The following is a 26,038-nucleotide window of genomic DNA, read 5'->3' on the forward strand; positions in this document are numbered from 1 at the left end:
TTCCCTTTCCGGTGTTTCCGACTCTATCAGATCCTTTCGGGCCTGATTCCCAGTCAGAGGGGGTTCGCCTTCCCGGCCTCGCGGCCGTTCCGACGAGTGAGACCCTAGCGGAATCCCGGGCTCCGACGCTAATCGGCTCCGTTCGCGCCCAATCATTCGAACGCGGATTCCTCATTTCGCAAAAGCGCACGAAAAGCGGGGCGACAGTACGTCGCTCGCTTGGAGTGGGTCTTGCGGAATGGCTGTCCGGGGCCGACAGGAGTCGGTGCTCACGTCGGACAACTCGGAGAACACTACGCACGCGAGAGGGGCATGTCAACCGTTGCCTGAGGCCAGTTCACGGCTGCGGTCACGGGCCGCCTCCAGGGCGGCGATGAGGGCCGCGCGTACCCCGTGGTTCTCCAGCTCGCGGATGGCGCTGATGGTGGTGCCCGCCGGGGAGGTGACGGCCTCGCGGAGCTTGACGGGGTGTTCGCCGGAGTCGCGGAGCATCACGGCGGCGCCGATGGCGGCCTGGACGATCAGGTCGTGGGCCTGGGCGCGGGGCAGGCCGAGGAGGATGCCCGCGTCGGTCATGGCCTCGACGAGGAAGTAGAAGTACGCGGGGCCGGAGCCGGAGAGTGCGGTGGCGGCGTCCTGCTGGGACTCGGGGACGCGGAGGGTCTTGCCGACGGCACCGAAGATCTCCTCCGTGTGGGCGAGGTGCTCGGCGGTGGCATGGCTGCCGCCGGAGATCACCGACATGCCCTCGTCCACGAGGACGGGGGTGTTCGGCATGACCCGGACGACGGGGGTCCCCGGGGCGAGGCGGTCCGCGATGGTGGTCGTGGTGATACCGGCCGCTGCGCTGATCACCAGGCGGTCCGGGTCGACGTGCGGGGCGAGCTCGTCGAGAAGGCGGCCCATGTCCTGGGGCTTGACGGCCAGGATGAGGGTGTCGGCGCGCTTGGCGGCGTCGGCGTTGCCGACGACCTCGACGCCGTAGCGACTGCGGAGTTCCTCCGCCCTTTCCGTCCTGCGTGCGGTGACCAGGAGCGCGCCGGTCGGCCAGCCGGACCGGATCATGCCGCTGAGCAGCGCCTCGCCGATCTTTCCGGTTCCTAGCACTGCGACGGTCTGGGGCATGCGGGGTCACCTCGCCGGTGTGGTGCATTTCTGGACATGGACATCCTTGCATCGGACACCTGCCGGTGCGGGTGGTGTCCGACGGGCGGTCACCTGCGCGGTCACGCGGTGCGGCGGCGCAGGGTGGCCGCGCCGAGGGCGAGTACCAGGAGCGCGCAGGCGCCGACGACGGCGACGTCACGGACGAAGTCCGCGGTCATGTCCGTGTGCCGGAGCACCTCGTTCATGCCGTCGACGGCGTACGACATCGGCAGCACGTTCGAGATGCCTTCGAGCACGGGATGCATGGTGTCTCGGGGCGCGAACAGCCCGCAGAGCAGCAGCTGGGGGAAGATCACGGCTGGCATGAACTGGACCGCCTGGAACTCCGACGCGGCGAAGGCGGAGACGAAGAGGCCCAGGGCCGTTCCGAGCAGGGCGTCCAGCAGGGCGACGAGCAGCAGCAGCCAGGGCGGGCCCACCACGTCGAGTCCCAGGAACCACAGGGCGAGGCCGGTGGCCAGGGCCGACTGGATGACGGCGAGCAGGCCGAAGGCGAGGGCGTAGCCGGCGATGAGGTCGCCCTTGGCCAGGGGCATGGCGAGGAGCCGCTCGAGGGTTCCGGAGGTGCGCTCGCGCAGGGTGGCGATGGAGGTCACCAGGAACATGGTGATCAGCGGGAAGATGCCGAGCAGTGAGGCTCCGATGGAGTCGAAGGTGCGCGGGCTGCCGTCGAAGACGAAGCGCAGCAGGAGGAGCATCACGCAGGGCACGAGGAGCATCAGGGCGATCGAGCGGGGGTCGTGGCGCAGCTGGCGCAGGACGCGGGCTGCGGTGGCGAGTGCGCGCGAGAGCGAGAGCGCCGTGCGGGAGGGCCCCGGGGTGCCGGGGGCGGGCGCCGGCCCGGTCGCGCTCGTGGCTGTGGTGGTGGTCGCGGGCGACGGGTGGGCGTTCACCGGGAAGCCTCCTGGAGGGCCTTGGCCGTGTCGACGAGGTGGAGGAAGGCGCCTTCGACGGTCGGGGTGTCGTGGCGGCGGCGCAGGGCCTCGGGGGTGTCGTCGGCGAGGCGCTCTCCTTCACGCAGGAGCAGCAGCCGGTGGCAGCGCTCGGCCTCGTCCATGACGTGCGAGGAGACCAGGATCGTGGTGCCGCGTTCGGCGGCGATGCGGTGGAAGAGGTCCCACAGATCGCGGCGCAGCACGGGGTCGAGGCCGACGGTGGGCTCGTCGAGTACGAGGAGCTCGGGGGCTCCGAGCAGGGCGACGGCGAGCGAGACACGGCTGCGCTGGCCTCCGGAGAGGTTTCCGGCGAGGGCGCTGGCGTGGTCGCTGAGGTCGACGTCGGCGATGGCCTGGATGACGTGCCCGCGGCGGCGTTCGGCGGCGGCCCGGCCGGGGTCGAGGATCGCGGCGAAGTACTCCAGGTTCTGGCGGACGGTCAGGTCGTCGTAGACGGAGGGTGCCTGGGTGACGTAGCCGATCCGGGAGCGGAGTGCGGCGTCGCCCGCGGGGCGGCCGAGGACTTCGAGGGTGCCGGCGACCTTGGCCTGGGTGCCGACGATGGCGCGCATGAGGGTCGACTTGCCGCAGCCCGAGGGGCCGAGAAGACCGGTGATCCGGCCGCGTGGGACGTCGAAGTCAAGGCCGCGCAGCACGGTGCGTGTGCCGCGGACGGCGGTGAGGGCGCGGGCGTGCACGGCCGCGTCCTCTGCGCCGCCGGTGCTTTCGGCAGACCCCGGAGCATTATTCATCATGCGATGAATAATGCTCCGGGGTGCGGGGGGCGTCAAGGAGTTCACGGCCCGGCTACCGGCTCAGGACATACCCGGGATCAGGGGAACCGTCCACGGCCACCGGGCGGCCAGCCGGAGCGTGCCGACGGTGGAGCGCACCACGCGTTCCTTGACCCGGGCGGCCAAGGCGCCCTTGAGGAGCCGGTCACGCGGGCTGTCGTCGGGGCGGACGAACTGCACCAGGCCGTCGTGGCGGCCCAGGCTCACGCACTGCACCAGGAACCCGAAGTCCAGCGGGCGTGGTTGCCTGCCGCGGAACTCGGCGATGAGCGACGTGGCGACGTGCGAGCCGGTGGGGATCGCCGTCGCACACGCCATGCGCAGCGCGCCCACCTTCGGTGAGTGGGCGGCGGCGGCATCGCCCGCCACATACACCTCGGGATGCGAGACCGAGCGCAGCACGGCGTCGACCGCGATCCTGCCGGAGGCGTCGAGGGAGAGCCCGGCCGCTGCGGCGAGTTCGCTGTTGGGCGCCATCGCGGCCGTCCAGACCACCTCGTCCGCCTCGAGGTCGTCGGCGCGCGCGATCCGGTGCCCTTCGTGGATCCGTACGCCGCGCGCCGTCAGTACCTCGCGGACGTGGTCGCGCCCACGCGCCGAGAGACCTGCCCCGATGTCGCCGTCCGAGTGCAGCCGTACGCTCCAGTCCGGGTGGGACTCGGCGAGTTCGGCGGCGAGTTCGACACCGGTGAGCCCGCCGCCCACGACCGCGAGGGAGCCGGGGCCGTCCCGGAGCCGCTTGGCCAGGGATTCGGCGGCTTCCAGGGTGTGGGCGCGTTCGCCGATTCCGGCGACCGGCGCCGAGGTACGGCTGCCCAGTGCGTAGACCAGCCGGTCGTACCGGAGGCGCTGTCCGTCGTCAGTGGTCACCCTGCGGGCGGCCAGGTCGATGGCGGTGGCGCGGGACGGCACGTGCCGGATGCCGGTGGAGCGCAGGAATCCGCCGAGCGGGTGGGTCACATCGGGACGTCCGGCGGCGCGTTCGTGCGCGCGGATGCGTTCGGTGAAGCGGTCGCTCGGATCGACCAGGGTGACGCGGGCGTGCGGGTCGAGCCGCAGTGCGGCCATGAGACCCGCGTAGCCCGCGCCGATGACCAGGACGTGCGGTGCCTTATCGCTGTGCGTCGCGTTCGTCGCGTTCGTCGCGTTCAGCGTGTTCGGCGTGTTCGTTGTTCGCGTCGTCATGCAGGGGGGACGACACAGGCCCGGGAAGTGTGACAGCGCCCGCGCCCGACAGGTGGCGCAGCTTGTCGGGATTGATGACCGCGTCGATCTCGGTGATCCGCCCACCGTGCACCGTGAACGCGTACACGCCGGTCAGTCCGCTCGCGCTGTCGGTGAAGACCAGCCCGGGGGCGCCGTTCACGTCCCGCACCGTGAACCGCATCGTCGCCGGGTCGAAGGCACGCATGAGTCCCTGCGTGAAGCGGGCGACCTTCACCGGGCCGAGCACCGGCAGCCGCGCCGCGGTGACCTTGCCGCCACCGTCCGAGCGCCAGACCACATCGGGGTCGAGGATCTCCAGCAGGCCGTCGAAGTCCCCGCCCATCACCGCCGCGAGGAACGCGTCCACGGCGCGCCGGTGCTCGCCCCGGTCCACGGAACGGCGCGGCGCCTCGGCCCGCACCCGGCGGCGGGCGCGCGAGGCGAGCTGGCGTACGGAATCGGGGGTGCGGCCGACCGCGTCGGCTATCTCCGTGAAGGGCACGGCGAAGACGTCGTGCAGGACGAAGGCGGTGCGTTCGGCGGGAGTCAGCCGCTCCAGGACCGTCATCATCGCCATCCCGACCGACTCGTCGAGGGTCACCCGGTCCTCGGGCCCGGCTTCACTGATCACCGGTTCGGGCAGCCAGGGGCCGACGTATGCCTCGCGGCGTGCACGGGCCGAGCCGAGCTGGTCGTAGCAGATCCGGCTGACGACGGTGGTCAGATAGGCCCGCGGGTCCCGGGCTTCCCCGTCCCGCAGGCGCTGCCAGCGCAGCCAGGACTCCTGTACGGCGTCATCGGCGTCCGCGACCGATCCGGTGATGCGGTAGGCGATGCCCCAGAGACGGTCGCGCTGCTCCTCGAAGAGCGTGAGCTCTGCCATGTTCCGGTCTCTCCTCCTGCTCTGCCTGCCTCGCGCCTTGGTGCGCCTTGGGCCCTCCGGAGAGACGACGCGGGGCGGCGAAGTGTGACGTCCCCGGCGACGGCGGATTCAGCGGCGGCGGGGCTTCGGCTTCTTCTGCCGGGCCGCAGGGTTGCCGGTGCGGCCCGTCCTGCGCTTCTCGTACTGGGCGAGGGCCGTCTCGTACTCCGTGCGGTGCAGCTTCTCGCCGGGGGCCTCGGTGAGGGAGCGGATGAAGTAGGCGAGCAGCGAGCCGATGAAGCCGATCATCTTCAGGCTGCGCAGCGCCTCGTCCCGTGCGGGGTCGGCGGGGCGCCGGGTGAAGCCTTCCCAGGTCTTGCGGAAGGCGATCGCGCTGCATACGGCGAACGTGACGACGAGCAGCAGATTGACGAAGTCGCCGATGTCGGCGGTCGTCAGACCCTGGTACGCGAACCGCAGGATCAGGCAGCCCGCGACCGCCGCCGCCAGGGAACCGGCGGCGACGGCGACACGGCGCAGGGCGTAGCCGCCTTCGTGGGCGACCCAGGTGGTGCCGAAGAAACGGATCGGCTCGGGCTGCGGGCCGCCGCCCCCGCCGCTTGGGACGTCGTGGTTTTCGCTCACGAGGTCGATTATCCCCGTGACGGGCGGGGGCAGAGGTCACACGTCAGGTGCAGCGGCCTGCCACGTAGCCGTCGCTGCCCGTGTTCACATACGCGTCGGAGACGAACTGGCCGTTGGCGATGTTGTCCCAGAGGTTCGACGTCCCGTACGGACCGGTCACCCACTCGCCCGGCTTCTGGCAGTTGACCGGCACCCGGGCTCCGTACGGGAGCACGTCCACGATGCCGTAGTTGGTCCCGGGGCCGCTGCGTACGTTCACCCGGTAGCCCGAGGCGACCGGGTAGCGCCGTGTGGCATACGTACCGGCGGCCTCCGCGGCTCTCGCCGCCCCCGCGTCCGCTCCGGTTTCCTCGATGGCCATGAACGGCCTCCCCCATTTGTCCGTCACTGGCTGACGCCGGCTGATGCCGGCTCAGGAACTGTGCGCCGCGCAGGCTAGCAAGCCGCCTCGGTCTCGTACGAACCATCGACTAGGCTCCGTGCGTCGCGCGTGCGGACGAGAAACACGGGGGTGGGCGATGCCACCGCTGCGCAGCGCCGGGCCGGCTCCGGAAGCGGAACGGCCGGGCGGCCCGGGGCAGCCGGAACACGCCGGGCAGTACCGACTCGGGGACTGCCTCGGCTCGGGCGGTATGGGTGTCGTGCATCTGGCCACGTCCGTGTCGGGGCTGCGGCTCGCCATCAAGGTCGTCCATGCCGAGCACGCCACGGATCCCGAGTTCAGGGCGCGTTTCCGGCAGGAGGTGACCGCGGCTCGCCGGGTCAGCGGCGCCTTCACCGCGCCGGTCGTGGACGCCGACCCGGACGCGCCCAGGCCCTGGATGGCCACGCTGTTCATCGACGGTCCGACCCTCGCCGAGCGCGTCAAGCGGAACGGTCCACTGGAGCTCGGCGAGCTGCGCAGGATCGGCGCCGGACTGGCCGAGGCCTTGCGGGACATCCATCGCGCGGGTGTGGTCCACCGCGACCTCAAGCCCAGCAATGTGCTGCTCGCGTCCGACGGGCCCAAGGTCATCGACTTCGGGATCTCGCGTCCCTCGGACAGCGATCTGCGGACGGAGACGGGGAAACTCATCGGCACCCCGCCGTTCATGGCCCCGGAGCAGTTCCAGCGGCCGCGCGACGTCGGTCCCGCAGCCGATGTGTTCGCGCTGGGGGCGGTGCTGGTGCACGCGGCGACCGGGCGTGGACCCTTCGGATCGGACAGCCCGTACATAGTGGCGTACCAGGTCGTGCACAACGAGCCGGAGCTGGCGGGGGTGCCCGCGGAGCTCGTACCGCTGCTGACCCGGTGCCTCTCGAAGGATCCCGTGGACAGGCCCACTCCGGGCGAGGTGATGGCGGAGCTCCGGTCACCCGTGGGGGAGGTCGACACGGCGTCTCTGTCGCTGACGGCCGCGGGCATGGCGGACGGGCCGGCCGCCGAGCCGGTCCGCGAGCCGGGCACGGGCGCCGGGACACCGGGGCGGGGCGCCGGTCGGCAGCGACGCATGCGGTACGCCGTCGTGGGTCTCGCCGTCGCCGGCCTGCTCACCGCCGCCTACGCCGGCATGCGTACGGCCACATGGGACCCCGTCCGGGCGACGGCCGGTGGTCCGTCCAGCGGCCGGACGGCCGCCACGGCACCCTGGCAGACCCAGTTCGCGAGAGGCACGGGCACAGCTGCGGCTGCGGACGGAGGCAGCGGGGGCGCACAGGCCACACCTGCCTGCGCCTCCGACGGCAATGCCCTGTACTGCTCGGCGCCCGGCGTCATGGCCGCGCGGCTGTCCCTCGTGGACGGCGCCCGGCTCTGGTCCCGCGAGGCCCCGGCCGGGGCCGGCACGGCGGGCCGGGCGCCGGTGCTCGCGGGCGGGCTGCTGTACGTCACCACGAACGGGGGCAGACGGCTCGACGCCGTCGATCCGGGGACCGGCGCCCCCCGTTGGGGCCGCGACATCGGCTCGGACGGGGCGATCGGCTTCGGCGCGGGAGCGGTCCTCGTCGCGACCGCGGACGGGACCGTACGGGCCCTGGACGGCGCGACCGGTGCGCAGCGCTGGCGCAAGGCGCACGGCACGATCGGCACCCCCGGCACGCGCTGGGCGCCCGCGCCGGGCGTGTCGGACGAGGTCGTCGCCGTCACGCCCGGGGCAGACGGCCGGAGCACCCTGGTGCGTGGCGTCGCCGCCGACAGCGGCGAGGTTCGCTGGGAGAAGCGGCTGCAGGGCAGGCTCTCGCCTGTGGCGCAGCCGTCGTCGGACGCCGCTGGTGCGGCGGACACGCAGGCGCTCCTGCTGCTGGCTGCCGACCGGGACGGCTTCGCCGACGCCGTCGTCCGTCTCGACACCACGACCCGCCAGGTCAGGCGGGTCCCGCTGCCGGTACGGGTCGACCAGGCGCAGGCGGCCGCGGCGGGCGGGACGGTGTACCTCGTGGGCGCGGGGGGTGCGCTGACGGCCGTGACCACGGAAGGCGCGGCAGGCGCGGCTCAGCGGTGGCGCCTGGAGACGTACATGACCCCGGCGTCGCAGCCGGTGGTCCAGGGCGGCCGGGTCTATCTGAGCGGAGCCGACGGGCGACTGCTGGCCGTCGACGCCGAACGGGGCGCGCTACTCGGCCAGACCCGGCCCAGGATGGCCGGAGCCGGGGCCACCGTCGCTTCGTCGCTGCCCGCGCCGGTGGCCGTGGACGCGGCCGGCAAGGTCTTCGCCAGCGCCCCGGACGGCTCCGTGTTCGCCGTGGACGCGGGGGATCCGGCGCGCTGGTAACCGCACGGTGCGGGTTCGCGGTGTGCGGCACACCGCGAACCCGCACCGTGCGACGGGGCTGCTCAGTCGAGCTTGGAGACGTCGCGGACCGCGCCCTTGTCCGCGCTGGTGGCCATGGCCGCGTAGGCCCGCAGGGCCGCGGAGACCTTGCGCTCGCGATCCTTGGGCGCGTAGACCCCGCCGAGCGCCTCGCGCCGGGCGGCCAGGGTGGCGTCGTCGACGACGAGCTCGATCGAGCGGTTCGGGATGTCGATACGGATCAGGTCGCCGTCCTCGACCAGGGCGATGGTGCCCCCGGACGCCGCCTCGGGCGAGGCGTGGCCGATCGACAGGCCCGACGTGCCGCCCGAGAAGCGGCCGTCGGTGACCAGGGCGCAGGCCTTGCCGAGGCCGCGGCCCTTCAGGAAGGAGGTCGGGTAGAGCATCTCCTGCATGCCGGGGCCGCCGCGCGGGCCCTCGTAGCGGATGACGACGACATCGCCTTCCTTGATCACCTTGGACAGGATCTTGTCGACGGCCTCGTCCTGGGACTCGCAGACCACGGCGGGGCCCTCGAAGGTCCAGATCGACTCGTCGACGCCCGCGGTCTTCACCACGCAGCCGTCGACGGCGAGATTGCCCCTCAGCACGGCCAGCCCGCCGTCCTTGGAGTAGGCGTGCTCGACGGAGCGGATGCAGCCGTTCTCGGCGTCGGTGTCGAGGGACGCCCAGCGCTCGGACTGAGAGAAGGCGGTGGCGGATCGGACGCAGCCGGGCGCCGCGTGCCACAGCTCGACGGCCTCGGCGGAGGGGGAGCCGCCGCGCACGTCCCAGGTCTTGAGCCAGTCGGCCAGTGAAGCGGAGTGCACGGTGTGGACGTCCTCGTTGAGCAGCCCACCGCGGTAGAGCTCGCCCAGGATGGCGGGGATGCCGCCGGCCCGGTGGACGTCCTCCATGTAGTACGTGCCGCCGGGGGCGATGTTCGGCGCGACCTTGGCCAGGCAGGGGACACGCCGGGAGACGGCGTCGATGTCGGTGAGGTCGTACTCGAGCTCGGCCTCCTGCGCTGCGGCCAGCAGGTGCAGGATCGTGTTGGTCGAGCCGCCCATGGCGATGTCGAGGGCCATGGCGTTCTCGAACGCGGCGCGGGTCGCGATGTTGCGGGGCAGGACGGACTCGTCGCCCTGCCCGTAGTAACGCTGGGTGATCTCGACGACCGTGCGGCCCGCCGTCTCGTAGAGGGCCTTGCGGGAGGTGTGGGTGGCGAGCGTCGAGCCGTTGCCGGGGAGGGAGAGGCCGATGGCCTCGGTGAGGCAGTTCATCGAGTTGGCGGTGAACATGCCCGAACAGGAGCCGCAGGTCGGGCAGGCGTTCTCCTCGATGCGGAGCACGTCCTCGTCCGACACGTTCTCGTTGACCGCGTCCACGATGGCGTTGATCAGGTCCAGCTTGCGGACCGTGCCGTCGACCAGGGTGGCCTGGCCGGCCTCCATGGGACCGCCCGAGACGAAGATCGCCGGGATGTTGAGGCGCATCGCCGCCATCAGCATGCCGGGGGTGATCTTGTCGCAGTTGGAGATGCAGATCAGGGCGTCCGCGCAGTGCGCCTCGACCATGTACTCGACCGAGTCGGCGATCAGGTCGCGGGACGGCAGGCTGTAGAGCATGCCGCCGTGGCCCATCGCGATGCCGTCGTCCACGGCGATGGTGTTGAACTCGCGTGGAACGGCGCCCGCGGCGAGGATCGCGTCGGAGACGATCCGGCCGACGGGTGCCAGGTGGGTGTGACCGGGCACGAACTCGGTGAAGGAGTTGGCGACCGCGATGATCGGCTTCCCGATGTCCGCGCTCGCTACGCCCGAAGCCCTCATCAGGGCGCGGGCGCCCGCCATATTGCGGCCGTGGGTGACTGTGCGGGACCTCAGCTCGGGCATCGTCGCTCGCTCCTTCTGACAGTGCTGGCTTCATCGAGCCTACGCCGCTGCTCCAAGATCTGGACATCCGGTCCGGAATGCGGGACGGGGTTCCGCCTTTCGGGCATCCGGTCGAGCAGCCAGTCTCACGGCCTCCCCTGGGAAGGGACTCGCGTGCGCCTCAGCCCCTGCCCCCGGTACTCCCGCGGCCCCCCGCCTCAGTCCTCTGTCAGATACCGCTGAAGCGTGGGCGCGACCATCGCGATGATCTCCTCGGGGTCCGCGCTGACCAGCGGCTCCACCTGGATCACATAGCGCAGCACCGCGATACCGATCATGTGCGAGGCCGCCAGCTCCGCGCGGAACTTGGGATCCGGCACATCGAGATCCGCCGCCACCCGTTCCAGCAGCCGCCGCAGGACGAAGACGCGAAGTACCTTCGCCGCCGCGTCGTGCGTCAGCGCGGACCGGAGTATCGCCAGCAGCGGAGCCCTGGTCGCCGGGTTCTCCCAGACACCGATGAAGTGGCGTACGAGCCGCTCCCCGATGTGCTCGGTGCCCCCTTCGAGGATCACCGGGACCAGTAGCGCGGGCTCGAAGCTGACCTCGATGGCCGCGGCGAAAACCTCGTCCTTGGTGCCGAAGTAGTGGTGGACGAGGGCCGGGTCGACATGCGCGGCCTTGGCGATTCCGCGCACGGAGGTCTTGTCGTAGCCGCGCTCGGCGAATTCGGCGCGGGCCGCCTGGAGGATGCGTTCACGGGCACCGGGGCCGGTGTCCGACTCCGTACGGGCTGGGCGGCCGCGCCGTCTCGGGGCGGCGGCGGTCATGATCCGCTCGCGGTGCCGCCGACGGCGTCCGCCGCCGCGCCCTCCGCGTCGTCGTCCGAAGCGGCTGCCGAGGCGAGATGCAGCCGGGTGAAGGCCAGTGCCTCCGCGAGGTCCGCCTCGCGCTCCGCCGCCGACATCGCCCGCCGCGTGTTGACCTCGATGACGACATGCCCGTCGAAGCCGCTGCGGGCCAGGCGTTCCAGCAGCTCGGCGCACGGCTGGTCGCCCCGCCCGGGTACCAGGTGCTCGTCCTTCGCCGAACCCTTGCCGTCCGCGAGGTGGACATGGGCGAGCCGGTCGCCCATCCGGTCGACCATGGCAAGGGTGTCCGTACGGGAGGTGGCCGTGTGCGACAGGTCGACCGTGAAGTGCCGGTAGTCCTCTTTGGTGACGTCCCAGTCCGGTGCGTACGCCAGCATCTCGCGGTCCCGGTAGCGCCACGGGTACATGTTCTCGACGGCGAACCGCACGTCCGTCTCATGGGCCATCCGCCAGATCCCGGACACGAAGTCGCGGGCGTACTGCCGCTGCCAGCGGAACGGCGGATGGACCACCACGGTCGACGCGCCCAGCTCCTCGGCGGCGGCCTGTGCCCGCTGGAGCTTCACCCAGGGGTCGGTCGACCAGACCCGCTGGGTGACCAGGAGGCAGGGCGCGTGGACGGCGAGGATCGGCACCTCGTGGTAGTCGGAGAGCCTGCGGAGCGCTTCGAGGTCCTGGCTGACGGGATCGGTCCAGACCATGACCTCGACCCCGTCGTACCCGAGGCGCGCGGCGATCTCGAAGGCCGTCGCCGTCGACTCCGGATAGACGGAGGCCGTCGACAGGGCGACCTTCGCATCCGGGATGCGCACCACTGGATCTGCCACGAGGGACAGCGTACGGGCCCTGGGGTGCTGCGACTGAGGGTGGGCGGACGGCATCAGTCGGTGGGCAGATGGTCCAGGCGGCGCAGAATCACGCCCTCGCGCAGCGCCCACGGGCAGATCTCCAGCTCATCGATGCCGAAGAGGTCCATCGCGGCCTCCGCGACCAGCGCCCCGGCCAGCAGCTGGCCCGAGCGGCCCTCCGACACTCCGGGCAGCATCGAGCGCTGGGGGGCGGTCATGGTGGCCAGCTTGGGCACCCACTCCTCCAGGGCGCCCCTGTTCAGCCCGCGCTGCACATACAGGCCGTCGGCGGTGCGGGCGGCCCCGGCGATCCGGGCGAGCTGCTTGAACGTCTTGGAGGTGGCGACGACATGGTCCGGGCGGCCGAAGCGGCTGAACTCATGGACCGTACGGGCGATCTGCGCCCGCACATGGCGGCGGAGCGCACGGACGTCGTCGGGCTGCGGCGGGTCGCCCGGCAGCATCGAGGCGGTGAGCCGCCCGGCGCCCAGCGGCAGGCTCACCGCGGCGTCCGGGTCCTCGTCGATCCCGAACGCGATCTCCAGCGAGCCGCCCCCGATGTCCAGGACCAGCAGCCGCCCGGCGGACCAGCCGAACCAGCGACGGGCGGCCAGGAAGGTGAGCCGGGCCTCCTCCTCGCCGGTGAGGACGGTCAGGTCGACCCCGGTCACGCTGCGGACGCGCTCGAGCACGGCATCGGCGTTGGTGGCCTCGCGCACCGCGGAGGTGGCGAAGGGAAGGACGTCCTCGCAGCCCTTGTCCTCGGCCGCCTGCAGGGCGTCCTCGATGGTGGAGATGAGCAGGTCGATGCCCTTGGGATCGATGGCGCCCTGATCGTCGAGGAGCTGGGCGAGGCGCAGTTCCGCCTTGTGCGAATGGGCGGGAAGGGGGCGCGCACCGGGGTGCGCGTCCACCACCAGAAGGTGCACCGTGTTCGAACCGACGTCGAGGACTCCGAGTCTCATGAACGGAACGCTACTGCGGTCGCGCGCATACCCTTGACTCGTGCCGAAGACGAAAAAGACGAAGCAGGGCAAAGCAAGCCGGGATCAGGCCGCGGAGGCCGCGAAGGCCGCCGCTGAGCCCGCGAAGCTCGGGAAACCCGCGCAGTCGGTGGAGTCCGCACCGACGGGAGGAGCCGGGGACCCCGGGCGGTCGGCGGACGCGCGGATCGGTTCGCCGGCGGGCGAGCCCGATGAGCGCGGTCTTGACTTCGCCCGAGCCTGGGTGGAGTTCGCCGACCCGGCGGACAACGAGCAGATCTTCCGCTGCGATCTGACCTGGCTGACCTCGCGCTGGAACTGCATCTTCGGCAGCGGCTGCCAGGGCATCCAGGCGGGGCGCGCCGCCGACGGCTGCTGCACGCTGGGGGCGCACTTCTCGGACAAGGAAGACGAGAAACGGGTCGCCCGGCATGTCGCACGGCTCACGCCCGAGTTGTGGCAGTTCCATGATGTGGGCACCGGCACGGGCTGGACCCAGAAGGACGAGGACGGTGAGCTCCAGACCCGGCGCTGGGAGGGGTCCTGCATCTTCCAGAACCGTCCGGGGTTCGCGGGCGGCGCGGGCTGTTCGCTGCACATCCTGGCCCTGAAGGAGGGCCGTGAGCCGCTGGAGACCAAGCCTGACGTGTGCTGGCAGCTTCCGGTGCGGCGGACCTACGACTGGATCGACCGCCCCGATGACACCCGGGTCCTGCGGATCTCGATCGGTGAGTACGACCGCAGGGGCTGGGGCCCGGGCGGGCATGACCTCCACTGGTGGTGCACGTCCGCGACCTCGGCGCACGGTGCGGGAGATCCGGTGTACGTGACGTACCGCCCGGAGCTCGTGGAGCTGATGGGCAAGGCGGCGTACGACGTGCTGGTGGAGCTGTGCGAGGCACGGCTGGCCAGGGGGCTGCCGCTGGTGGCTCCGCATCCGGCGGATCCCGCGGCACCGGCGAAACGTGCGGACCCGGTGGAGCACGGGGACCGGTCGGCGGGCCGCAGCGATCCGGCCTGATCCGCGTACACGCGCCCGGCGGGCGGGCGCGTGTACCGCGGTGAATCGGTTCCTCAGCTCGGCGGGGCCGAGGGCTCCGAAGGCTCGCTCGGCAGCGGATCCGTCGGTTCTGACGGCGGGGGCTCAGAGGGCTGGGGCTCGGTCGCCGGGGGCGGCTCGGTGGCCGGCGGCGGTTCCGTGGCCGGGGGCGGCTCCGACGGTGGCGTCGGCTCGGTCGGGGCGGGTGGTTCGGTGGACGGAGCCGGGCTGGTCTCGCCATGGCCGTCGATCTCCATGACCGCGCCCGAGGGATCGACGCCCACCCGTGCCGTCCAGGGGCCTTCGGGCTCGGCAGCGTGGTCCACCTGGACGTACACCGTGAAGGACTCGCCCGGCCGCAGGATGCCGGACGTGACGCTCGCGTAGAGCCAGGGCGCATCGGTCCACAGCGACCAGGCGACGGGGGCGCCGCCCGATGCGGTGAGGGTGATCATCGTGGTCTCGCCGGACGGCTGTGCCTCGACCGTGAGGCGGCCCGGCCCCCGGCCGGGGGCGGTGGACCCCACCGGAGGCTGTCCCGCGCTGATGACCTCGACGGACACCCCGCCCGGCGCCGCGCCGGGGTGGTTGCGCGCGCCCGGCAGGCCGCCGGGGCTGCGCTGTGCGTTCCCGGCGGTCTCGTAGTCGTCGTACGGGGAGCCGCCCGGGCCCTGCGTCCACTCCCCGCCGGCCGCGTCTTCGAGCTCCCCGGCGAAGAGGGGGGAACCGCCATGGGCCTCGCCGGTGGTGGGGGCTCCGCGGTAGGCCGCCCAGAGCGCGAGCACGGGCGCGGCCACGACCGCGGCCACGATGGTCGTGGTGACCGCCCTGGTCCGCAGCCGGCCGCGCTGGGCCGCGTGGTCCTTGGGATCCACCGGGAACCCGTCCCGTCCGAAGCGGGGTGACCCGGCGCGCTCGCGCGGGACGTGCAGCATCGCGGCGTACGCCTCAGCGCGCGGGGCGGGGACGAGGGGCAGCTCCCCGGAGGCTCCCCCGGGCCCGCCGGGTGACTCCTCCGTGCCGTCCGGCGGGGTGACGGACGAACCGGGCCAGGGTCCCGCCGCCCCGGCCCGCTCGGCCGCTCGGCGGCAGCGGGGGCAGTCGTCCACATGCCGCACCAGCTCGCGCCGCAGACCGGCCGAGAGCAGCACCTGGTGGTCCTCGGTGAGCCGGGCGATCGAGGGGCAGTTGCCGCTCTCCACGACTGCGAGCGCCGCGCGGGTGCGTTCCACCTCGCAGGCCGCCGATGCGAGCAGCTCACGGGTGCGCACGGGGTCCATGCCGAGTACGGCGGCGACTTCGCGCGGCGCGAGCCGGTGGCGCACGGCGAGCTCCAGCGCTTCGCGCTGCTCCGGGGTGGTGCCGGCGGCTTCCGGCCAGGCGAGCCTGGCCAGTTCGGCTCGGTGCCGCTCGGCGATCTCGGACGGGATCGTGCACAGGACCTCCGTGGGCGCGGTCTCGTCCTGGCTGCAGCGGGCATGGGAACGGGGGTGGACGGTACGGGCACGCGCACGGGACCCTTGCGATCCGTGGGAGCCCGTGCGTAATCCGGTCCCGGCGCGCTTGCTGTGCGCCCCGCCCGCACCCCGGCGCCTGTGCCGCCGCTGCTCGGCGAGGGCCCGCAGACAGGCCCAACGGGCCAGCGCGTACAGCCACGCCTTCCGTTCGGCCTCACCGGCCGGGCAACGCCGGTGCTGGCGCTCGGAGATGGCCAGGACGTCTCCGAGCACCGCCGTCGCCGCCTCGTGGTCGCAGAGCGCCGACAGACAGTACGTGAACAGCCCGTCCAGATACGCCTCGTAGCGCGCGGGTGGCGCCTGTACGAGGGTCTCGGGTGGTTCCAGCATGCTGCTCGTCACCCGCCGACCGTAGGCTCGGGAAGGCACTCACTTCGCGCCACATAGGGGCATTTACTCCTTACGGGTGAACGTTTCTCTTAAAAGAGGACCGAGGCATGTGCCCGGCGCCGATGCCCCCGCGTCCTGCACCCTTTTTGCCGCCTTTCAGGCCCGGCCCCCGGCTGGTTTCCCGGCCGGGCCCGGCTGCTTCCCCGGCCGTCCTCCGGATGGTTCCCCGGGCGTCCTCCGCTGTCAGTGGCGACCGCTACGGTTCTCCGCATGGCTGCCCGTACGAAATCCGCCAAGGACAGGCCGTCCTACCGCTGCACCGAATGCGGTTGGACGACCGCCAAGTGGCTCGGCCGCTGCCCCGAATGCCAGGCATGGGGCACGGTCGAGGAGTACGGCGCGCCCGCGGTCCGCACGACGGCGGTCGGGCGGGTCACCAGCGCCGCGGTGCCCATCGGCCAGGTCGACGGCCGCCAGGCCGCGGCCCGCACGACCGGTGTCGACGAGCTGGACCGGGTGCTCGGCGGCGGTCTGGTGCCGGGCGCGGTGGTGCTGCTGGCAGGCGAGCCGGGTGTGGGCAAGTCCACGCTGCTGCTCGACGTCGCGGCGAAGGCCGCGAGTGACGACCACCGCACCCTCTATGTCACGGGTGAGGAGTCCGCGAGCCAGGTGCGGCTGCGCGCGGACCGGATCAACGCACTGAGCGACCACCTGTATCTGGCCGCCGAGACCGATCTCTCCACGATCCTCGGTCATCTCGACGCCGTGAAGCCCTCGCTGCTCATCCTCGACTCGGTGCAGACGGTGGCATCCCCCGAGATCGACGGGGCCCCGGGCGGCATGGCGCAGGTGCGCGAGGTGGCGGGGGCACTGATCCGCGCATCCAAGGAGCGCGGGATGTCGACGCTGCTGGTGGGCCATGTCACCAAGGACGGCGCGATCGCGGGTCCCCGGCTGCTGGAGCATCTCGTGGACGTCGTGCTGCATTTCGAGGGCGACCGGCACGCCCGGCTGCGGCTGGTCCGGGGGATCAAGAACCGCTACGGGGCAACGGACGAGGTCGGCTGCTTCGAGCTGCACGACGAAGGCATCACCGGGCTCGCCGACCCCAGCGGCCTGTTCCTCACCCGGCGCGACGAGCCCGTGCCCGGCACCTGCCTCACGGTGACGCTGGAGGGCCGCCGCCCGCTGGTCGCCGAGGTCCAGGCGCTGACGGTGGACACCCAGATCCCCTCGCCCCGGCGCACCACCTCAGGCCTGGAGACGTCCCGGGTCTCGATGATGCTGGCCGTGCTGGAGCAGCGGGGCCGTATCAGCTCGCTGGGTAAAAGGGATATCTACAGCGCGACCGTGGGCGGGGTGAAGCTCTCCGAGCCCGCTGCCGACCTCGCGATCGCCCTGGCGCTGGCCTCGGCGGCGAGCGATACCCCGCTGCCCAAGAACCTGGTGGCGATCGGCGAGGTCGGCCTGGCGGGCGAGGTGAGACGGGTCACTGGTGTGCAGCGCCGGCTGGCCGAAGCGCACCGTCTCGGCTTCACCCACGCCCTTGTTCCCACCGACCCCGGCAAGGTCCCGCCTGGTATGAAGGTCACGGAAGTCGCCGACATGGGGGACGCGCTGAGGGTGCTCCCGCGCGGGCGCAGAGCAGAGGCCCCCCGGACGGACGAGGTACGCCGGTAGACTTTGCCCTGGTCTCGCCCATCCGTACGAGCCGGAGGAGAGCAGTGGCAGCCAACGACCGGGGCTCGGCCCCCGGAAAGTCCGGCGGAGGCTCCGGGGGATCCGGCAAGGAGTGGCTGATCCGCGCCTCTCTGAGCGCGGTCGCTCCGGGCACCGCCCTGCGCGACGGACTGGAGCGCATTCTGCGAGGTAGCACCGGCGGTCTGCTCGTCCTCGGTATGGACAAGACGGTCGAGTCGATGTGCACCGGCGGCTTCGTACTGGACGTGGACTTCACGGCGACGCGGCTGCGCGAGCTGTGCAAGCTCGACGGAGCCCTGATCCTCGACAAGGACATCACCAAGATCCATCGGGCTGGTGTGCAGCTCGTCCCCGACGCGTCCATCCCCACGGAGGAGACGGGCACTCGGCACCGGACCGCCGACCGGGTGTCCAAGCAGTGCGGCTTCCCCGTGGTGTCGGTGTCTCAGTCGATGCGCCTGATCGCGCTGTACGTGGACGGGGAGCGGCGGGTCCTGGAGGAGTCGGCCGCGATCCTGTCCCGGGCGAACCAGGCACTGGCGACTCTCGAGCGCTACAAGCTGCGGCTGGACGAGGTCGCCGGGACGCTGTCCGCGCTGGAGATCGAGGACCTGGTGACGGTCCGCGATGTCACGGCGGTCGCGCAGCGGCTGGAGATGGTGCGCCGGATCGCCACGGAGATCAGCGAGTACGTGGTGGAGCTGGGCACCGACGGCCGGCTGCTGACCCTCCAGCTCGACGAGCTGATCGCCGGTGTGGAGCCGGAGCGTGAGCTGGTCATCCGCGACTATGTCCCGGAGCCGACGGCGAAGCGGTCCCGCACGGTGGACGAGGCCCTGTCCGAGCTGAACGACCTGACGCACCCGGAGCTCCTGGAACTGCCCACCGTGGCACGGGCGCTGGGCTACACCGGATCCCCCGAGACCCTGGACTCCGCGGTGTCGCCCCGGGGTTACCGCCTGCTGGCGAAGGTCCCGCGGCTGCCCGGCGCCATCATCGAGCGGCTCGTCGAGCACTTCGGCGGCCTCCAGAAGCTTCTGGCCGCGAGCGTGGACGACCTCCAGGCGGTCGACGGCGTCGGCGAGGCCAGGGCGCGCAGCGTCCGCGAGGGCCTGTCGCGGCTGGCGGAGTCCTCGATCCTGGAGCGGTACGTCTGATCCTTCCGGAGCTCGGTTCTCCGCCGCTGAAGGTCTCCGCGGAAGACCGGGCGGCGAACCCGGCCGCGAGCGGGTCGGGTCGGCGAAGTCCGGTGCGGCTTCCCGCGCCTCGAACGGACGCGGGACCGCGCGATCAGCTACGGCAATTCTCCTGGGAGTGCCGTAGCTGGCGTCGCGGGCCCGGAGAAGCACGCCCGGACAGGGCCTGAGGGCTTTCCCGCAATCCTCACTGGATCAGCGTGCGGCATCGGATGCACAGGTCTCCCCGGCCCTCCGGGGCCGACGTCGCCGACGGGGTGCCGGGCTGCCACGGCCAGCCCGGGCCGCGGTCGGCCGGGGTCGGCACCCGCAGCGCGTGATGGCGTGCCATTGTCGATCTTGCTCCGACAAAAGGCCATTTGTGAGAGTGCCCGAGAACTCATCCGTGCGCCTCGCTCGTGGCACTTCCTGTACCGCGACTGTGCATACCCGTATTCGCCGGGTGTGCGCACGTCGATGACGGTCAGCTCGCACGGGCGGGCGGTTGTCTCATCGGCGCTGAGGGCGGTGGTGGAGCGACGGGGATTTTCCTTTGCCCGGTTGGGGTTACCCCTTCGATAGGATACCCAAGGGGGTATCTCGAAGGAGTGTGGGTTGTGGAACTGGCGATGGCGGCTGAGGAACTGAAGACGGTGGTCAACCGGCTGCGCCGGGCACAGGGTCAGATCGCCGGTGTGATCAAGATGATTGAGGAGGGGCGGGACTGCGAGGACGTCGTCACCCAGCTCGCCGCGGCGTCCAGGGCTCTGGACAAGGCCGGTTTCGCGATCATCGCCACGGGGCTGCAGCACTGCCTGACCGATGCGGACATGGCTGCTTCCGGTGACCGGGAGCAGATGCGTACTCGGCTGGAGAAGCTGTTCCTTTCTCTGGCCTGAGTTGTGGTGCCGCGGTGCCGGATCACCCGCCCGGTTCAGGGGGCGGTTGGCCGCATGGCCCGGCATACGAAAGGGGAGGGATCCGGAGCCGGGTCCCTGCCTTTGTGGTGCGGTTCAGCGGTTACGCAGTGCGGCCAGCGTGTTGTCGAGGTCGGCGGCGCGGGGGCGGTTGTGGGGGAGCTTGGCGAGCATGGCCGCCATGCCGCAGGTGTTGGTCAGGGCGGAGAAGACCAGACCGCCCGCGATGCCGGCGGAGACGAGCTGGAAGGCGGGGTGTACGACGAGACCGAGCAGCAGGCCGAGCAGCACGCTCGCTCCTGCGGTGAGCCTTACCTGCCGCTCCATGCCCCAGGTGACGCGGGAGGCGCCCTGGGGGCGGTGGAGCTCGTGGCCGTCGGCCGCCCAGGCGCCGGTGCCTCCCGACAGGGTGGCGGCGGTGATGCCGTTCTCCGCGAGGATCTTGCAGGCGTTCTCGGAGCGGGCGCCCGAGGCGCAGACGACCAGGACGTCGCCGCGGTCGGTGGCGTGACGGATGTTGGGCAGCGCGCGCTGGATCTGGGCTAGGGGGATGTTGAGCGCGCCGGGGAGATGGCCGCCGGCGTATTCGCCCGGGGTACGCACGTCAATGACGGTCAGTTCGTGCAGGCGGGTGCGCGCCTCGCCGGTGGCGAGGGCTTTGGGGGTGGTCATGGCAGAGCCATCCTTGTGTGTCGGAGTGTGCTGGAGCTTGATCTGACGGGAGCCGGGCTGAAGGCGGTCCTGGGACGCGCGGTGGGCTGGAGAAGCTCTCCCGGTCCCTGGTGCGAGCCGTTGCGGGTCCTCATGTTCAGACGATCACGTCAACGAGCATGAAGGCCGCCACCGCCAGCAGGACGGCGGCGAAGATCTTCTGAAGGGTGGTGCCGGAGATCTTCGTCGCGAGGCGTTTGCCGTCCCAGGCGCCGAGGATCGCGGCTCCGGTGAAGGGGCCGATGATCTCCCAGTGGAGACCGCTGCTGGTGCCGGTGCGAGCGGCGAGCGCGGCGAGTGAGTTCACTGTGATGACGAGCAGGCTGGTGCCCACCGCCCGGCGCATGGCCAGTCCCAGGACGCTCACCAGGGCGGGCACGGCGAGGAATCCCCCGCCGACCCCCAGAAAGCCCGTCACGGCGCCGAGTCCGGCACCGGCGCCGGCCGCCTTGCCTGGACGGATCCGGTCCGGCGGCTCGGACATGGACGGACGCAGCATGCGCAGGGCCGCCAGTGCGGCGATGACCGCGAACGCCGCCGTCAGCACGGCTTCGGGCAGGCGCCCGGCGGCAGCGCCGGCGAGGAAGGCGGGGACGATGCCCGCCGCGGCGAACAGCGCCCCTGTCTTCCCTGCCACGTTCCCGTCGCGGGTGTGGGCGTACAGCGCGGTGGCGGAGGTGGCGGTAACGATGATCAGGCTGGCGGTGGTGGCGGCGGCCGGGGTGAAGCCGAGCAGGTAGATCAGTGCCGGCACGGCAAGGACGCTGCCACCGCCGCCGAGGGCTCCGAGGGCGAGACCGATGACGGCCCCGGCGATGAGGGCGAGAACGAGTACGGTCACGCTATCCGGCCGCTGTTCCCGCGCTCGTCGACGACCGGGTGCCCGGCGGCGGCCCACGCGTTCATGCCGCCCTCGACGTCCACCGCCTGCGCTCCGCGTTCGGTGAGGAGCTTCGCCGCCTGCCGGGAGCGATGACCGCTGCGGCAGATCACCACCAGCGGACGGCCCTGCGCTTCGGCGGGCAGGGTGGCGCCTGCGACCAGTTTCGTCAGCGGTACGTGGACGGCGCCCGGGGCGTGGCCCACGGTCCATTCGGGCTTCTCACGGACGTCCAGCAGGACAGCGACAGGCCGGTCGCCGCTGGTACGGCTGCGTGCCTCATCGACCGTGAAACGGGGCCCGTTGCGGCGAAAGAGGAACATCACACGCTTCCTTCCTTGCGGGGAGAACGGTCGGAATCAGCCGGAGGCCAGGGACAACCCGGCATCCACCGCAGCGTCGAAGCCGTCATCGACGGCGACCACGTCGCGGCCGGCGGCATCCAGCAGGGAGGCGGCGATCGCCGCGCGCATCCCGCCGGCGCAGTGCACCCACACCGTCCCGTCCGGCACCTCGCCGATACGGCCGTGCAGCTCGTGGATCGGGATGTGGACCGAGCCGTCGATGTAGCCGCCCGCGCGCTCGGAGTTCCGGCGCACGTCCAGGACGACCAACTCGTCGCCGCGCTGACGGACATCGGCGAGGTCGGCGAAGCGGGCGCGCGGGAAGGAACCGAGCTGCTCGCCGGAGCGGATCCAGCCGGCCGGGTCGCCGGTGGCGGCGGCGGCCGGGCGGTCGATGCCCACCCGCGCCAGCTCCCGCTGCGCGTCGGCGATCTGCGCGGGGGTGTCGGCGAGCAGGGTGACGGGCTTGCCCCACGGGATCAGCCAGGCCAGGTAGGTGGCGAGCTTGCCCTCGCCCTCGAAGTTGAACGACCCGGCCACGTGTCCCTCGGCGAAGGCCATGCGGCTGCGCAGGTCCACCACCCATTCACCCGCGGCCAGCCGGGAGGAGATCTCGCCTGCGTCCGCACGCCTCGGCGGGGTGAGGTCGACGGGGGCGGGGCCGGCGGCGTTGGCCGGGCCCATGTGCGCGTAGTAGGCGGGCACGTCCTCCAGCCCTGCGAGCATCCGCTGAACGAAGGTGTCCACGTCCAGGGTGAGCGCGTCGTTGCTGGTGCGTTCCTTGCCGATCGTGGTCGTGTCCCCCTCGGCCTGGGCGGAGGAGCAGAAGCTGCCGAACCCGTGGGTGGGCAGCACCGGCACCTCGTCGTCCAGCTCGGCGGCCAGGCGGTGGGCGGAGGCGTGCTGGGCCCGGGCCAGTTGCTCGGTCAGCCGAGGCTCCACCAGGTCGGGGCGGCCCACCGTGCCGATCAGCAGCGATCCGCCGGTGAACGCCGCCACGCCGCGCCCGTCCTGCTCCAGGACGTAGGAGGTGTGGTGCGGGGTGTGCCCGGGCGTGGCGATCGCACGCAGGGCCAGACCCGCGTCCACGTCTACGGTGTCGCCGTCGGCGACCGGGGTGCGGGCGAAGGACACATGTGCCCCGGCCGGCACCAGATAGGAGGCGCCGGTGACGCGGGCCAGCTCCAGGCCGCCGGTGACGTAGTCGTTGTGCACATGGGTCTCGGCCACGAAAACGATGCGCACCCCGCGGCGGGCCGCTGCGGCGATGACCTGGTCGATGTCGCGCGGCGGGTCGATGACCACTGCGGCACTGGTTCCGCCAGCCACGTAGCTGCGGTTGCCCAGGCCCTCGAACTCCAGGGTGTCAACGAAGAACACGACTCACGACTCCTCTCGAACGGTGTACCCCGGGGGGTATCTGGCACTCACCCTAACAGTCATACCCGGGGGGGTATTCCGGAGACGGAAGGCCCCCCGTTCAAGGCATCGCCTGACGCCTTTCGGGTACCCGGCGGGGTATAGAGGAATCAGTCGTTCCGCACTATCCGGGAGTGTCCGTGTCCTACGACCGCACCGTCCGCCTCGACGCCGACTTCGACACCGCCGTCACCGCCGTACGCAAGGCCCTGGCCGATCAGGGGTTCGGCATCCTCACCGAGATCGACGTCCAGGCCACACTGAAGGCCAAGCTCGGCCACGACATGGAGGACTACCTGATCCTGGGCGCCTGCAACCCGCCGCTCGCCCACCAGGCCCTGGAGGCCGACCGCTCCATCGGCCTGCTCCTGCCCTGCAACGTCGTCGTCCGCCGCGACGGCGACCACACGCTCGTCCAGGCCCTCGACCCGGGCACCATGGTCACCCTCACCGGGCTGGACGCCCTCAAGCCCGTCGCCGACGACGCCACCACCCGACTGGACGCCGCGCTCAGCGCCCTGGCCACCACCTGACCTCTCCCCGGTTCGGCACCTGGCCGACCTCGGCACGCGGTGCCGCAGTCTCATGTCCCGGCCGGTGCCGCCTGGCCCTGCGGACTGCGTGGACCGGGCACGACCGTGGCGGTCAGGTCCAGCTGCAGGCGGCTGTTCATGTCCAGCTCGGACCGGCCGTAGGGGTTCACGTGCGTCCGGAAAGGCGTGACAAGGCCCGCCGGTCCGCGTCGTGCCTGGGACCGCCGCGGGTGAAGCGGCGCAGGACCTGCCCTGCCTCGGCGGTGCCCAGGCGCAGGGCTGTGGTGTACTTCACGTTCTGGTCGTACTGCTGGCGGACCGGGTCCCAGTTGATCGTCTTGGTGGACAGCACCGGTGCGAGGTTCGGTGTGGGTACCGCCCGGCGAAGCCTGGAGTGCCGTAGCCGGCGTCGTGCCCGCTGGGGAGTGCGGGACGGTCCTTCAGTCCTTTTCCAGGCGGAAGGACGCCCGGGCGACCGTCGTCCCCGGGAAGCTGGCCTCCACCAGATACGTGCCGGTCGGCGCCTGGCCCGCGGGCGGGGTGGCGCAGCGGGCCGGGGCGCTGCGACGGCGGTCCCAGTCGACGAGATGGGTCACGGTCGAGTTCGCCGGGACGCTCAGCAGCATGCTGCCGCTGCCCTGCGGGCAGTCCTTCGTGGACCAGACGGCGTCGTCCGCGTCATCGGTGATCGTCAGTACCGCGGCCTTGGGGCCGAAGTCCGCCTTGCAGGTGACGGCCGAGGTGTTCGTCGCGATGAGCTCGAACCGCGGCTTCTCCCCGGGGGCGTACGACACCTTGGCACTGCGCAGTGTCAACTTGAGTGCACCGGAAGCGCAGTTCGGCAGCTTGGAGCCTGCGGGGACCTGCTGGCCGGCGGTGGCGCCGGCACTGGTGCTCGGGTCACCGTCACCGTTCTTGCCACTGGCGTCGCCGCCCTCCGTGCCGCCGTCGCTTCCGTCTCCGTCGCTTCCGGCGCTGCCGCCCGAAGCGCCGTCGGACTCGTCACGGCCACCGGGGCGTTCGCTGATCGCGGGACCCGACGGCTCGTCGCCAGGCGTGATGGAGGGCGCGGGACCCGCGCCCGGCTTGCCGTCGTCGCCGGTCCTGGTCCCGCCGTCACCGAAGCTGACGGCCCAGGCGACCAGCATGGTGAGCAGCGCCAGGAGGGACAGCGCGACCGCCCTCCGACGCCAGTAGATGGAGGAGGGAAGCGGCCCGATCGGATTGCGCAGTGATCCCACGTACCGAACTGTACGAGAGATCGGGGGCAACTCCCGCCCCATCCGCCGCCCATGGGGCGCGATTCTGTCGATCATCATCACGGGTCGTAGGGATCAGCCGTCGCAACGTCCCTCTTCGCCTACATACGTGAGTCCGGTGACATGTACGCCTCCTCGACCACTCCCCGACCATTCCCCGACCACCTGACGACCACCGGACGACCGCCACCGCTCGATCACCTTTCGACAGCCGCTCGGCCACGCGCGGAGCGCATGCGCCGGACTCGGCGCTGACCGTGTCAGGATCGGAAGTGCCATGACTGCGACAGACATGCCCTCCCCCAAGACCCCGCACGCGACGACCGGGGGCGCGACAGCGCTGCACTCCCCCGTCCTCGCCTGGTTCGACCAGCACGCCCGCGACCTTCCCTGGCGCCGCCCCGATGCGGGCGCCTGGGGCGTGATGGTCAGCGAGTTCATGCTGCAACAGACCCCGGTCAGCCGGGTGCTCCCGGTGTACGAGCAGTGGATGGCCCGCTGGCCACGCCCTGCGGACCTGGCCGCCGAGGCGCCCGGCGAAGCCGTACGGGCCTGGGGCAGGCTCGGTTATCCACGCCGTGCGCTGCGGCTGCACGGCGCCGCGGTCGCGATAACGGAGCGGCACGGCGGGGACGTACCCCGGGAACACGCGCAGCTGCTCGCGCTGCCCGGCATCGGCGAGTACACCGCGGCGGCCGTGGCGTCGTTCGCGTACGGGCAGCGGCACCCGGTGCTCGACACCAATGTCCGCAGGGTGCTCGCCCGCGCCGCCACCGGTATCCAGTACCCGCCGAACGCGACGACGGCCGCCGAACGCCGTCTTGCGCGTGCCCTGTTGCCGGACGACGAGGCGACGGCGGCGCGCTGGGCCGCGGCCTCGATGGAGCTGGGCGCGCTCGTGTGCACGGCCCGCAACGAGGACTGCGGTCGGTGCCCGGTCGCCGGGCTGTGCGCCTGGCGGCTGGCCGGGAAACCGGCGCACGACGGTCCGCCGCGGCGCGGGCAGACGTACGCGGGCACGGACCGCCAGGTGCGCGGCAAGCTGCTGGCGGTGCTGCGCGAGGGGGTCGCCCCGGTGCCACGGGCGGTCCTGGACCGGGTCTGGGACGATCCGGTGCAGCGGGCCCGCGCCCTGGACGGGCTGGTTGCTGACGGTTTGGTCGAACCGCTGGAGAATGACCGGTTCCGACTGCCTACCACCTGAGATTCTCCGGTAATCCCCGACCAGTGCCTCTGTTACACAACCGATGGGTGGCCGT

Annotated in this window: 24 protein-coding genes and 1 pseudogene; 7 read left to right on the top strand and 18 right to left on the bottom strand. The window is 71.9% G+C overall.

Going from position 1 to position 26,038, the window contains the following annotated elements; translation table 11 throughout:
- Positions 1-315 precede the first annotated feature (315 nt).
- The 7 genes from proC to ABZ532_RS15725 form a co-directional block, all read right to left on the bottom strand.
- The gene (gene proC, locus ABZ532_RS15695; RefSeq protein ID WP_361282947.1) at positions 316-1,125 is read right to left on the bottom strand and encodes a pyrroline-5-carboxylate reductase; all 810 of its coding nucleotides are present in this window, start codon (positions 1,123-1,125) and stop codon (positions 316-318) included.
- 101 nt (positions 1,126-1,226) lie between these two features.
- Entirely contained in the window at positions 1,227-2,060 is an 834-nt protein-coding gene (locus tag ABZ532_RS15700) for an ABC transporter permease (protein ID WP_361282949.1), read from the bottom strand.
- Positions 2,057-2,857 carry an ABC transporter ATP-binding protein gene (locus ABZ532_RS15705; protein ID WP_361282951.1) on the bottom strand — a complete coding sequence of 267 codons (801 nt, stop codon included), beginning with the start codon at positions 2,855-2,857 and terminating at the stop codon, positions 2,057-2,059. The genes ABZ532_RS15700 and ABZ532_RS15705 overlap by 4 nt, the downstream gene beginning before the upstream one ends.
- Before the next feature lie 60 nt (positions 2,858-2,917).
- Entirely contained in the window at positions 2,918-4,081 is a 1,164-nt protein-coding gene (locus ABZ532_RS15710) for an FAD-dependent oxidoreductase (protein WP_361282953.1), read from the bottom strand.
- The gene (gene sigJ, locus ABZ532_RS15715; RefSeq protein WP_361282955.1) at positions 4,008-4,985 is read right to left on the bottom strand and encodes an RNA polymerase sigma factor SigJ; all 978 of its coding nucleotides are present in this window, start codon (positions 4,983-4,985) and stop codon (positions 4,008-4,010) included. The genes ABZ532_RS15710 and sigJ overlap by 74 nt, the downstream gene beginning before the upstream one ends.
- A gap of 108 nt (positions 4,986-5,093) precedes the next feature.
- Positions 5,094-5,609 carry a hypothetical protein gene (locus ABZ532_RS15720; RefSeq protein WP_361282957.1) on the bottom strand — a complete coding sequence of 172 codons (516 nt, stop codon included), beginning with the start codon at positions 5,607-5,609 and terminating at the stop codon, positions 5,094-5,096.
- A gap of 43 nt (positions 5,610-5,652) precedes the next feature.
- Complete coding sequence (locus ABZ532_RS15725) at positions 5,653-5,970, bottom strand: SH3 domain-containing protein (protein WP_361282959.1); 318 nt, start codon at positions 5,968-5,970, stop codon at positions 5,653-5,655.
- Positions 5,971-6,127: 157 nt separating this feature from the next.
- Between ABZ532_RS15725 and ABZ532_RS15730 the strand changes: the two genes are divergently transcribed.
- Positions 6,128-8,359, top strand: coding sequence for a serine/threonine-protein kinase (locus tag ABZ532_RS15730; RefSeq protein WP_361282961.1), 2,232 nt, complete (start codon positions 6,128-6,130; stop codon positions 8,357-8,359).
- A gap of 62 nt (positions 8,360-8,421) precedes the next feature.
- Here the strand turns inward: ABZ532_RS15730 and ilvD are convergent, their stop codons facing one another.
- From ilvD to ABZ532_RS15750, 4 genes are all read right to left on the bottom strand, one after another.
- The gene (gene ilvD, locus ABZ532_RS15735; RefSeq protein WP_361282963.1) at positions 8,422-10,272 is read right to left on the bottom strand and encodes a dihydroxy-acid dehydratase; all 1,851 of its coding nucleotides are present in this window, start codon (positions 10,270-10,272) and stop codon (positions 8,422-8,424) included.
- 197 nt (positions 10,273-10,469) lie between these two features.
- Positions 10,470-11,081: a TetR family transcriptional regulator gene (locus ABZ532_RS15740; protein WP_361282965.1), complete on the bottom strand. Its 612-nt coding sequence runs from the start codon at positions 11,079-11,081 to the stop codon at positions 10,470-10,472.
- Positions 11,078-11,950, bottom strand: coding sequence for a sugar phosphate isomerase/epimerase (locus ABZ532_RS15745; RefSeq protein WP_361282966.1), 873 nt, complete (start codon positions 11,948-11,950; stop codon positions 11,078-11,080). Before ABZ532_RS15745 ends, ABZ532_RS15740 begins: the two co-directional genes overlap by 4 nt.
- A gap of 53 nt (positions 11,951-12,003) precedes the next feature.
- A complete protein-coding gene (locus tag ABZ532_RS15750; RefSeq protein ID WP_361282968.1) occupies positions 12,004-12,936 on the bottom strand; it encodes a Ppx/GppA phosphatase family protein in 933 nt (310 codons plus the stop codon).
- Positions 12,937-12,976: 40 nt separating this feature from the next.
- On the opposite strand from ABZ532_RS15750, the gene ABZ532_RS15755 reads away from it, so the two are divergent.
- Positions 12,977-13,975: a hypothetical protein gene (locus ABZ532_RS15755; RefSeq protein WP_361282969.1), complete on the top strand. Its 999-nt coding sequence runs from the start codon at positions 12,977-12,979 to the stop codon at positions 13,973-13,975.
- Between the two features lie 53 nt (positions 13,976-14,028).
- Here ABZ532_RS15755 and ABZ532_RS15760 read toward each other — a convergent pair whose 3' ends face one another.
- Positions 14,029-15,840, bottom strand: coding sequence for a hypothetical protein (locus tag ABZ532_RS15760; protein WP_361283296.1), 1,812 nt, complete (start codon positions 15,838-15,840; stop codon positions 14,029-14,031).
- Positions 15,841-16,110: 270 nt separating this feature from the next.
- Between ABZ532_RS15760 and radA the strand changes: the two genes are divergently transcribed.
- From radA to ABZ532_RS15775, 3 genes are all read left to right on the top strand, one after another.
- Positions 16,111-17,520 carry a DNA repair protein RadA gene (gene radA / locus ABZ532_RS15765; RefSeq protein ID WP_361282970.1) on the top strand — a complete coding sequence of 470 codons (1,410 nt, stop codon included), beginning with the start codon at positions 16,111-16,113 and terminating at the stop codon, positions 17,518-17,520.
- 44 nt (positions 17,521-17,564) lie between these two features.
- Positions 17,565-18,698, top strand: a complete 1,134-nt coding sequence (gene disA / locus ABZ532_RS15770; RefSeq protein WP_361282972.1) for a DNA integrity scanning diadenylate cyclase DisA — start codon at positions 17,565-17,567, stop codon at positions 18,696-18,698.
- Between the two features lie 635 nt (positions 18,699-19,333).
- Positions 19,334-19,615 (top strand): metal-sensitive transcriptional regulator, encoded by a 282-nt coding sequence (locus tag ABZ532_RS15775; RefSeq protein WP_010358257.1) that lies wholly within the window; start codon positions 19,334-19,336, stop codon positions 19,613-19,615.
- 114 nt (positions 19,616-19,729) lie between these two features.
- On the opposite strand, the gene ABZ532_RS15780 is transcribed toward ABZ532_RS15775, so the two are convergent.
- The 4 genes from ABZ532_RS15780 to ABZ532_RS15795 all read right to left on the bottom strand — a co-directional run bounded on the left by ABZ532_RS15780 (position 19,730) and on the right by ABZ532_RS15795 (position 22,948).
- Positions 19,730-20,305, bottom strand: a complete 576-nt coding sequence (locus tag ABZ532_RS15780; protein WP_361282974.1) for a rhodanese-like domain-containing protein — start codon at positions 20,303-20,305, stop codon at positions 19,730-19,732.
- Positions 20,306-20,441: 136 nt separating this feature from the next.
- Complete coding sequence (locus ABZ532_RS15785; protein WP_361282976.1) at positions 20,442-21,185, bottom strand: sulfite exporter TauE/SafE family protein; 744 nt, start codon at positions 21,183-21,185, stop codon at positions 20,442-20,444.
- Positions 21,182-21,547: a rhodanese-like domain-containing protein gene (locus ABZ532_RS15790; protein ID WP_361282978.1), complete on the bottom strand. Its 366-nt coding sequence runs from the start codon at positions 21,545-21,547 to the stop codon at positions 21,182-21,184. Before ABZ532_RS15790 ends, ABZ532_RS15785 begins: the two co-directional genes overlap by 4 nt.
- A 36-nt stretch (positions 21,548-21,583) precedes the next feature.
- Positions 21,584-22,948, bottom strand: a complete 1,365-nt coding sequence (locus tag ABZ532_RS15795; RefSeq protein WP_361282980.1) for an MBL fold metallo-hydrolase — start codon at positions 22,946-22,948, stop codon at positions 21,584-21,586.
- A gap of 179 nt (positions 22,949-23,127) precedes the next feature.
- Here ABZ532_RS15795 and ABZ532_RS15800 point away from each other — a divergent pair, with 179 nt between their 5' ends.
- Positions 23,128-23,520, top strand: a complete 393-nt coding sequence (locus tag ABZ532_RS15800; protein ID WP_361283298.1) for a DUF302 domain-containing protein — start codon at positions 23,128-23,130, stop codon at positions 23,518-23,520.
- 211 nt (positions 23,521-23,731) lie between these two features.
- On the opposite strand, the pseudogene ABZ532_RS15805 reads toward ABZ532_RS15800, so the two are convergent.
- Positions 23,732-24,028, bottom strand: a pseudogene (locus ABZ532_RS15805) (Tn3 family transposase); the annotation flags it as partial.
- Complete coding sequence (locus ABZ532_RS15810) at positions 23,961-24,761, bottom strand: hypothetical protein (protein WP_361282981.1); 801 nt, start codon at positions 24,759-24,761, stop codon at positions 23,961-23,963. The pseudogene ABZ532_RS15805 and the gene ABZ532_RS15810, both read right to left, overlap by 68 nt.
- Positions 24,762-25,056: 295 nt before the next feature.
- Here ABZ532_RS15810 and ABZ532_RS15815 point away from each other — a divergent pair, with 295 nt between their 5' ends.
- Positions 25,057-25,983, top strand: coding sequence for an A/G-specific adenine glycosylase (locus tag ABZ532_RS15815; RefSeq protein WP_361282983.1), 927 nt, complete (start codon positions 25,057-25,059; stop codon positions 25,981-25,983).
- Positions 25,984-26,038 lie beyond the last annotated feature (55 nt).

Origin of the sequence: Streptomyces sp. NPDC019396, assembly GCF_040632375.1 — a bacterium.
GTDB lineage: Bacteria > Actinomycetota > Actinomycetes > Streptomycetales > Streptomycetaceae > Streptomyces.

What these genes read in the sequence shown, in the direction of transcription:
- proC (WP_361282947.1), bottom strand. Translation starts at nt 1,125, where the DNA reads ATGCCCCAGACCGTCGCAGTGCTAGGAACCGGAAAGATCGGCGAGGCG.
- ABZ532_RS15705 (WP_361282951.1), bottom strand. Translation starts at nt 2,857, where the DNA reads ATGATGAATAATGCTCCGGGGTCTGCCGAAAGCACCGGCGGCGCAGAG.
- ABZ532_RS15710 (WP_361282953.1), bottom strand. Translation starts at nt 4,081, where the DNA reads ATGACGACGCGAACAACGAACACGCCGAACACGCTGAACGCGACGAAC.
- sigJ (WP_361282955.1), bottom strand. Translation starts at nt 4,985, where the DNA reads ATGGCAGAGCTCACGCTCTTCGAGGAGCAGCGCGACCGTCTCTGGGGC.
- ABZ532_RS15725 (WP_361282959.1), bottom strand. Translation starts at nt 5,970, where the DNA reads ATGGCCATCGAGGAAACCGGAGCGGACGCGGGGGCGGCGAGAGCCGCG.
- ABZ532_RS15730 (WP_361282961.1), top strand. Translation starts at nt 6,128, where the DNA reads ATGCCACCGCTGCGCAGCGCCGGGCCGGCTCCGGAAGCGGAACGGCCG.
- ilvD (WP_361282963.1), bottom strand. Translation starts at nt 10,272, where the DNA reads ATGCCCGAGCTGAGGTCCCGCACAGTCACCCACGGCCGCAATATGGCG.
- ABZ532_RS15740 (WP_361282965.1), bottom strand. Translation starts at nt 11,081, where the DNA reads ATGACCGCCGCCGCCCCGAGACGGCGCGGCCGCCCAGCCCGTACGGAG.
- ABZ532_RS15750 (WP_361282968.1), bottom strand. Translation starts at nt 12,936, where the DNA reads ATGAGACTCGGAGTCCTCGACGTCGGTTCGAACACGGTGCACCTTCTG.
- ABZ532_RS15760 (WP_361283296.1), bottom strand. Translation starts at nt 15,840, where the DNA reads ATGCTGGAACCACCCGAGACCCTCGTACAGGCGCCACCCGCGCGCTAC.
- radA (WP_361282970.1), top strand. Translation starts at nt 16,111, where the DNA reads ATGGCTGCCCGTACGAAATCCGCCAAGGACAGGCCGTCCTACCGCTGC.
- ABZ532_RS15780 (WP_361282974.1), bottom strand. Translation starts at nt 20,305, where the DNA reads ATGACCACCCCCAAAGCCCTCGCCACCGGCGAGGCGCGCACCCGCCTG.
- ABZ532_RS15790 (WP_361282978.1), bottom strand. Translation starts at nt 21,547, where the DNA reads ATGTTCCTCTTTCGCCGCAACGGGCCCCGTTTCACGGTCGATGAGGCA.
- ABZ532_RS15815 (WP_361282983.1), top strand. Translation starts at nt 25,057, where the DNA reads ATGACTGCGACAGACATGCCCTCCCCCAAGACCCCGCACGCGACGACC.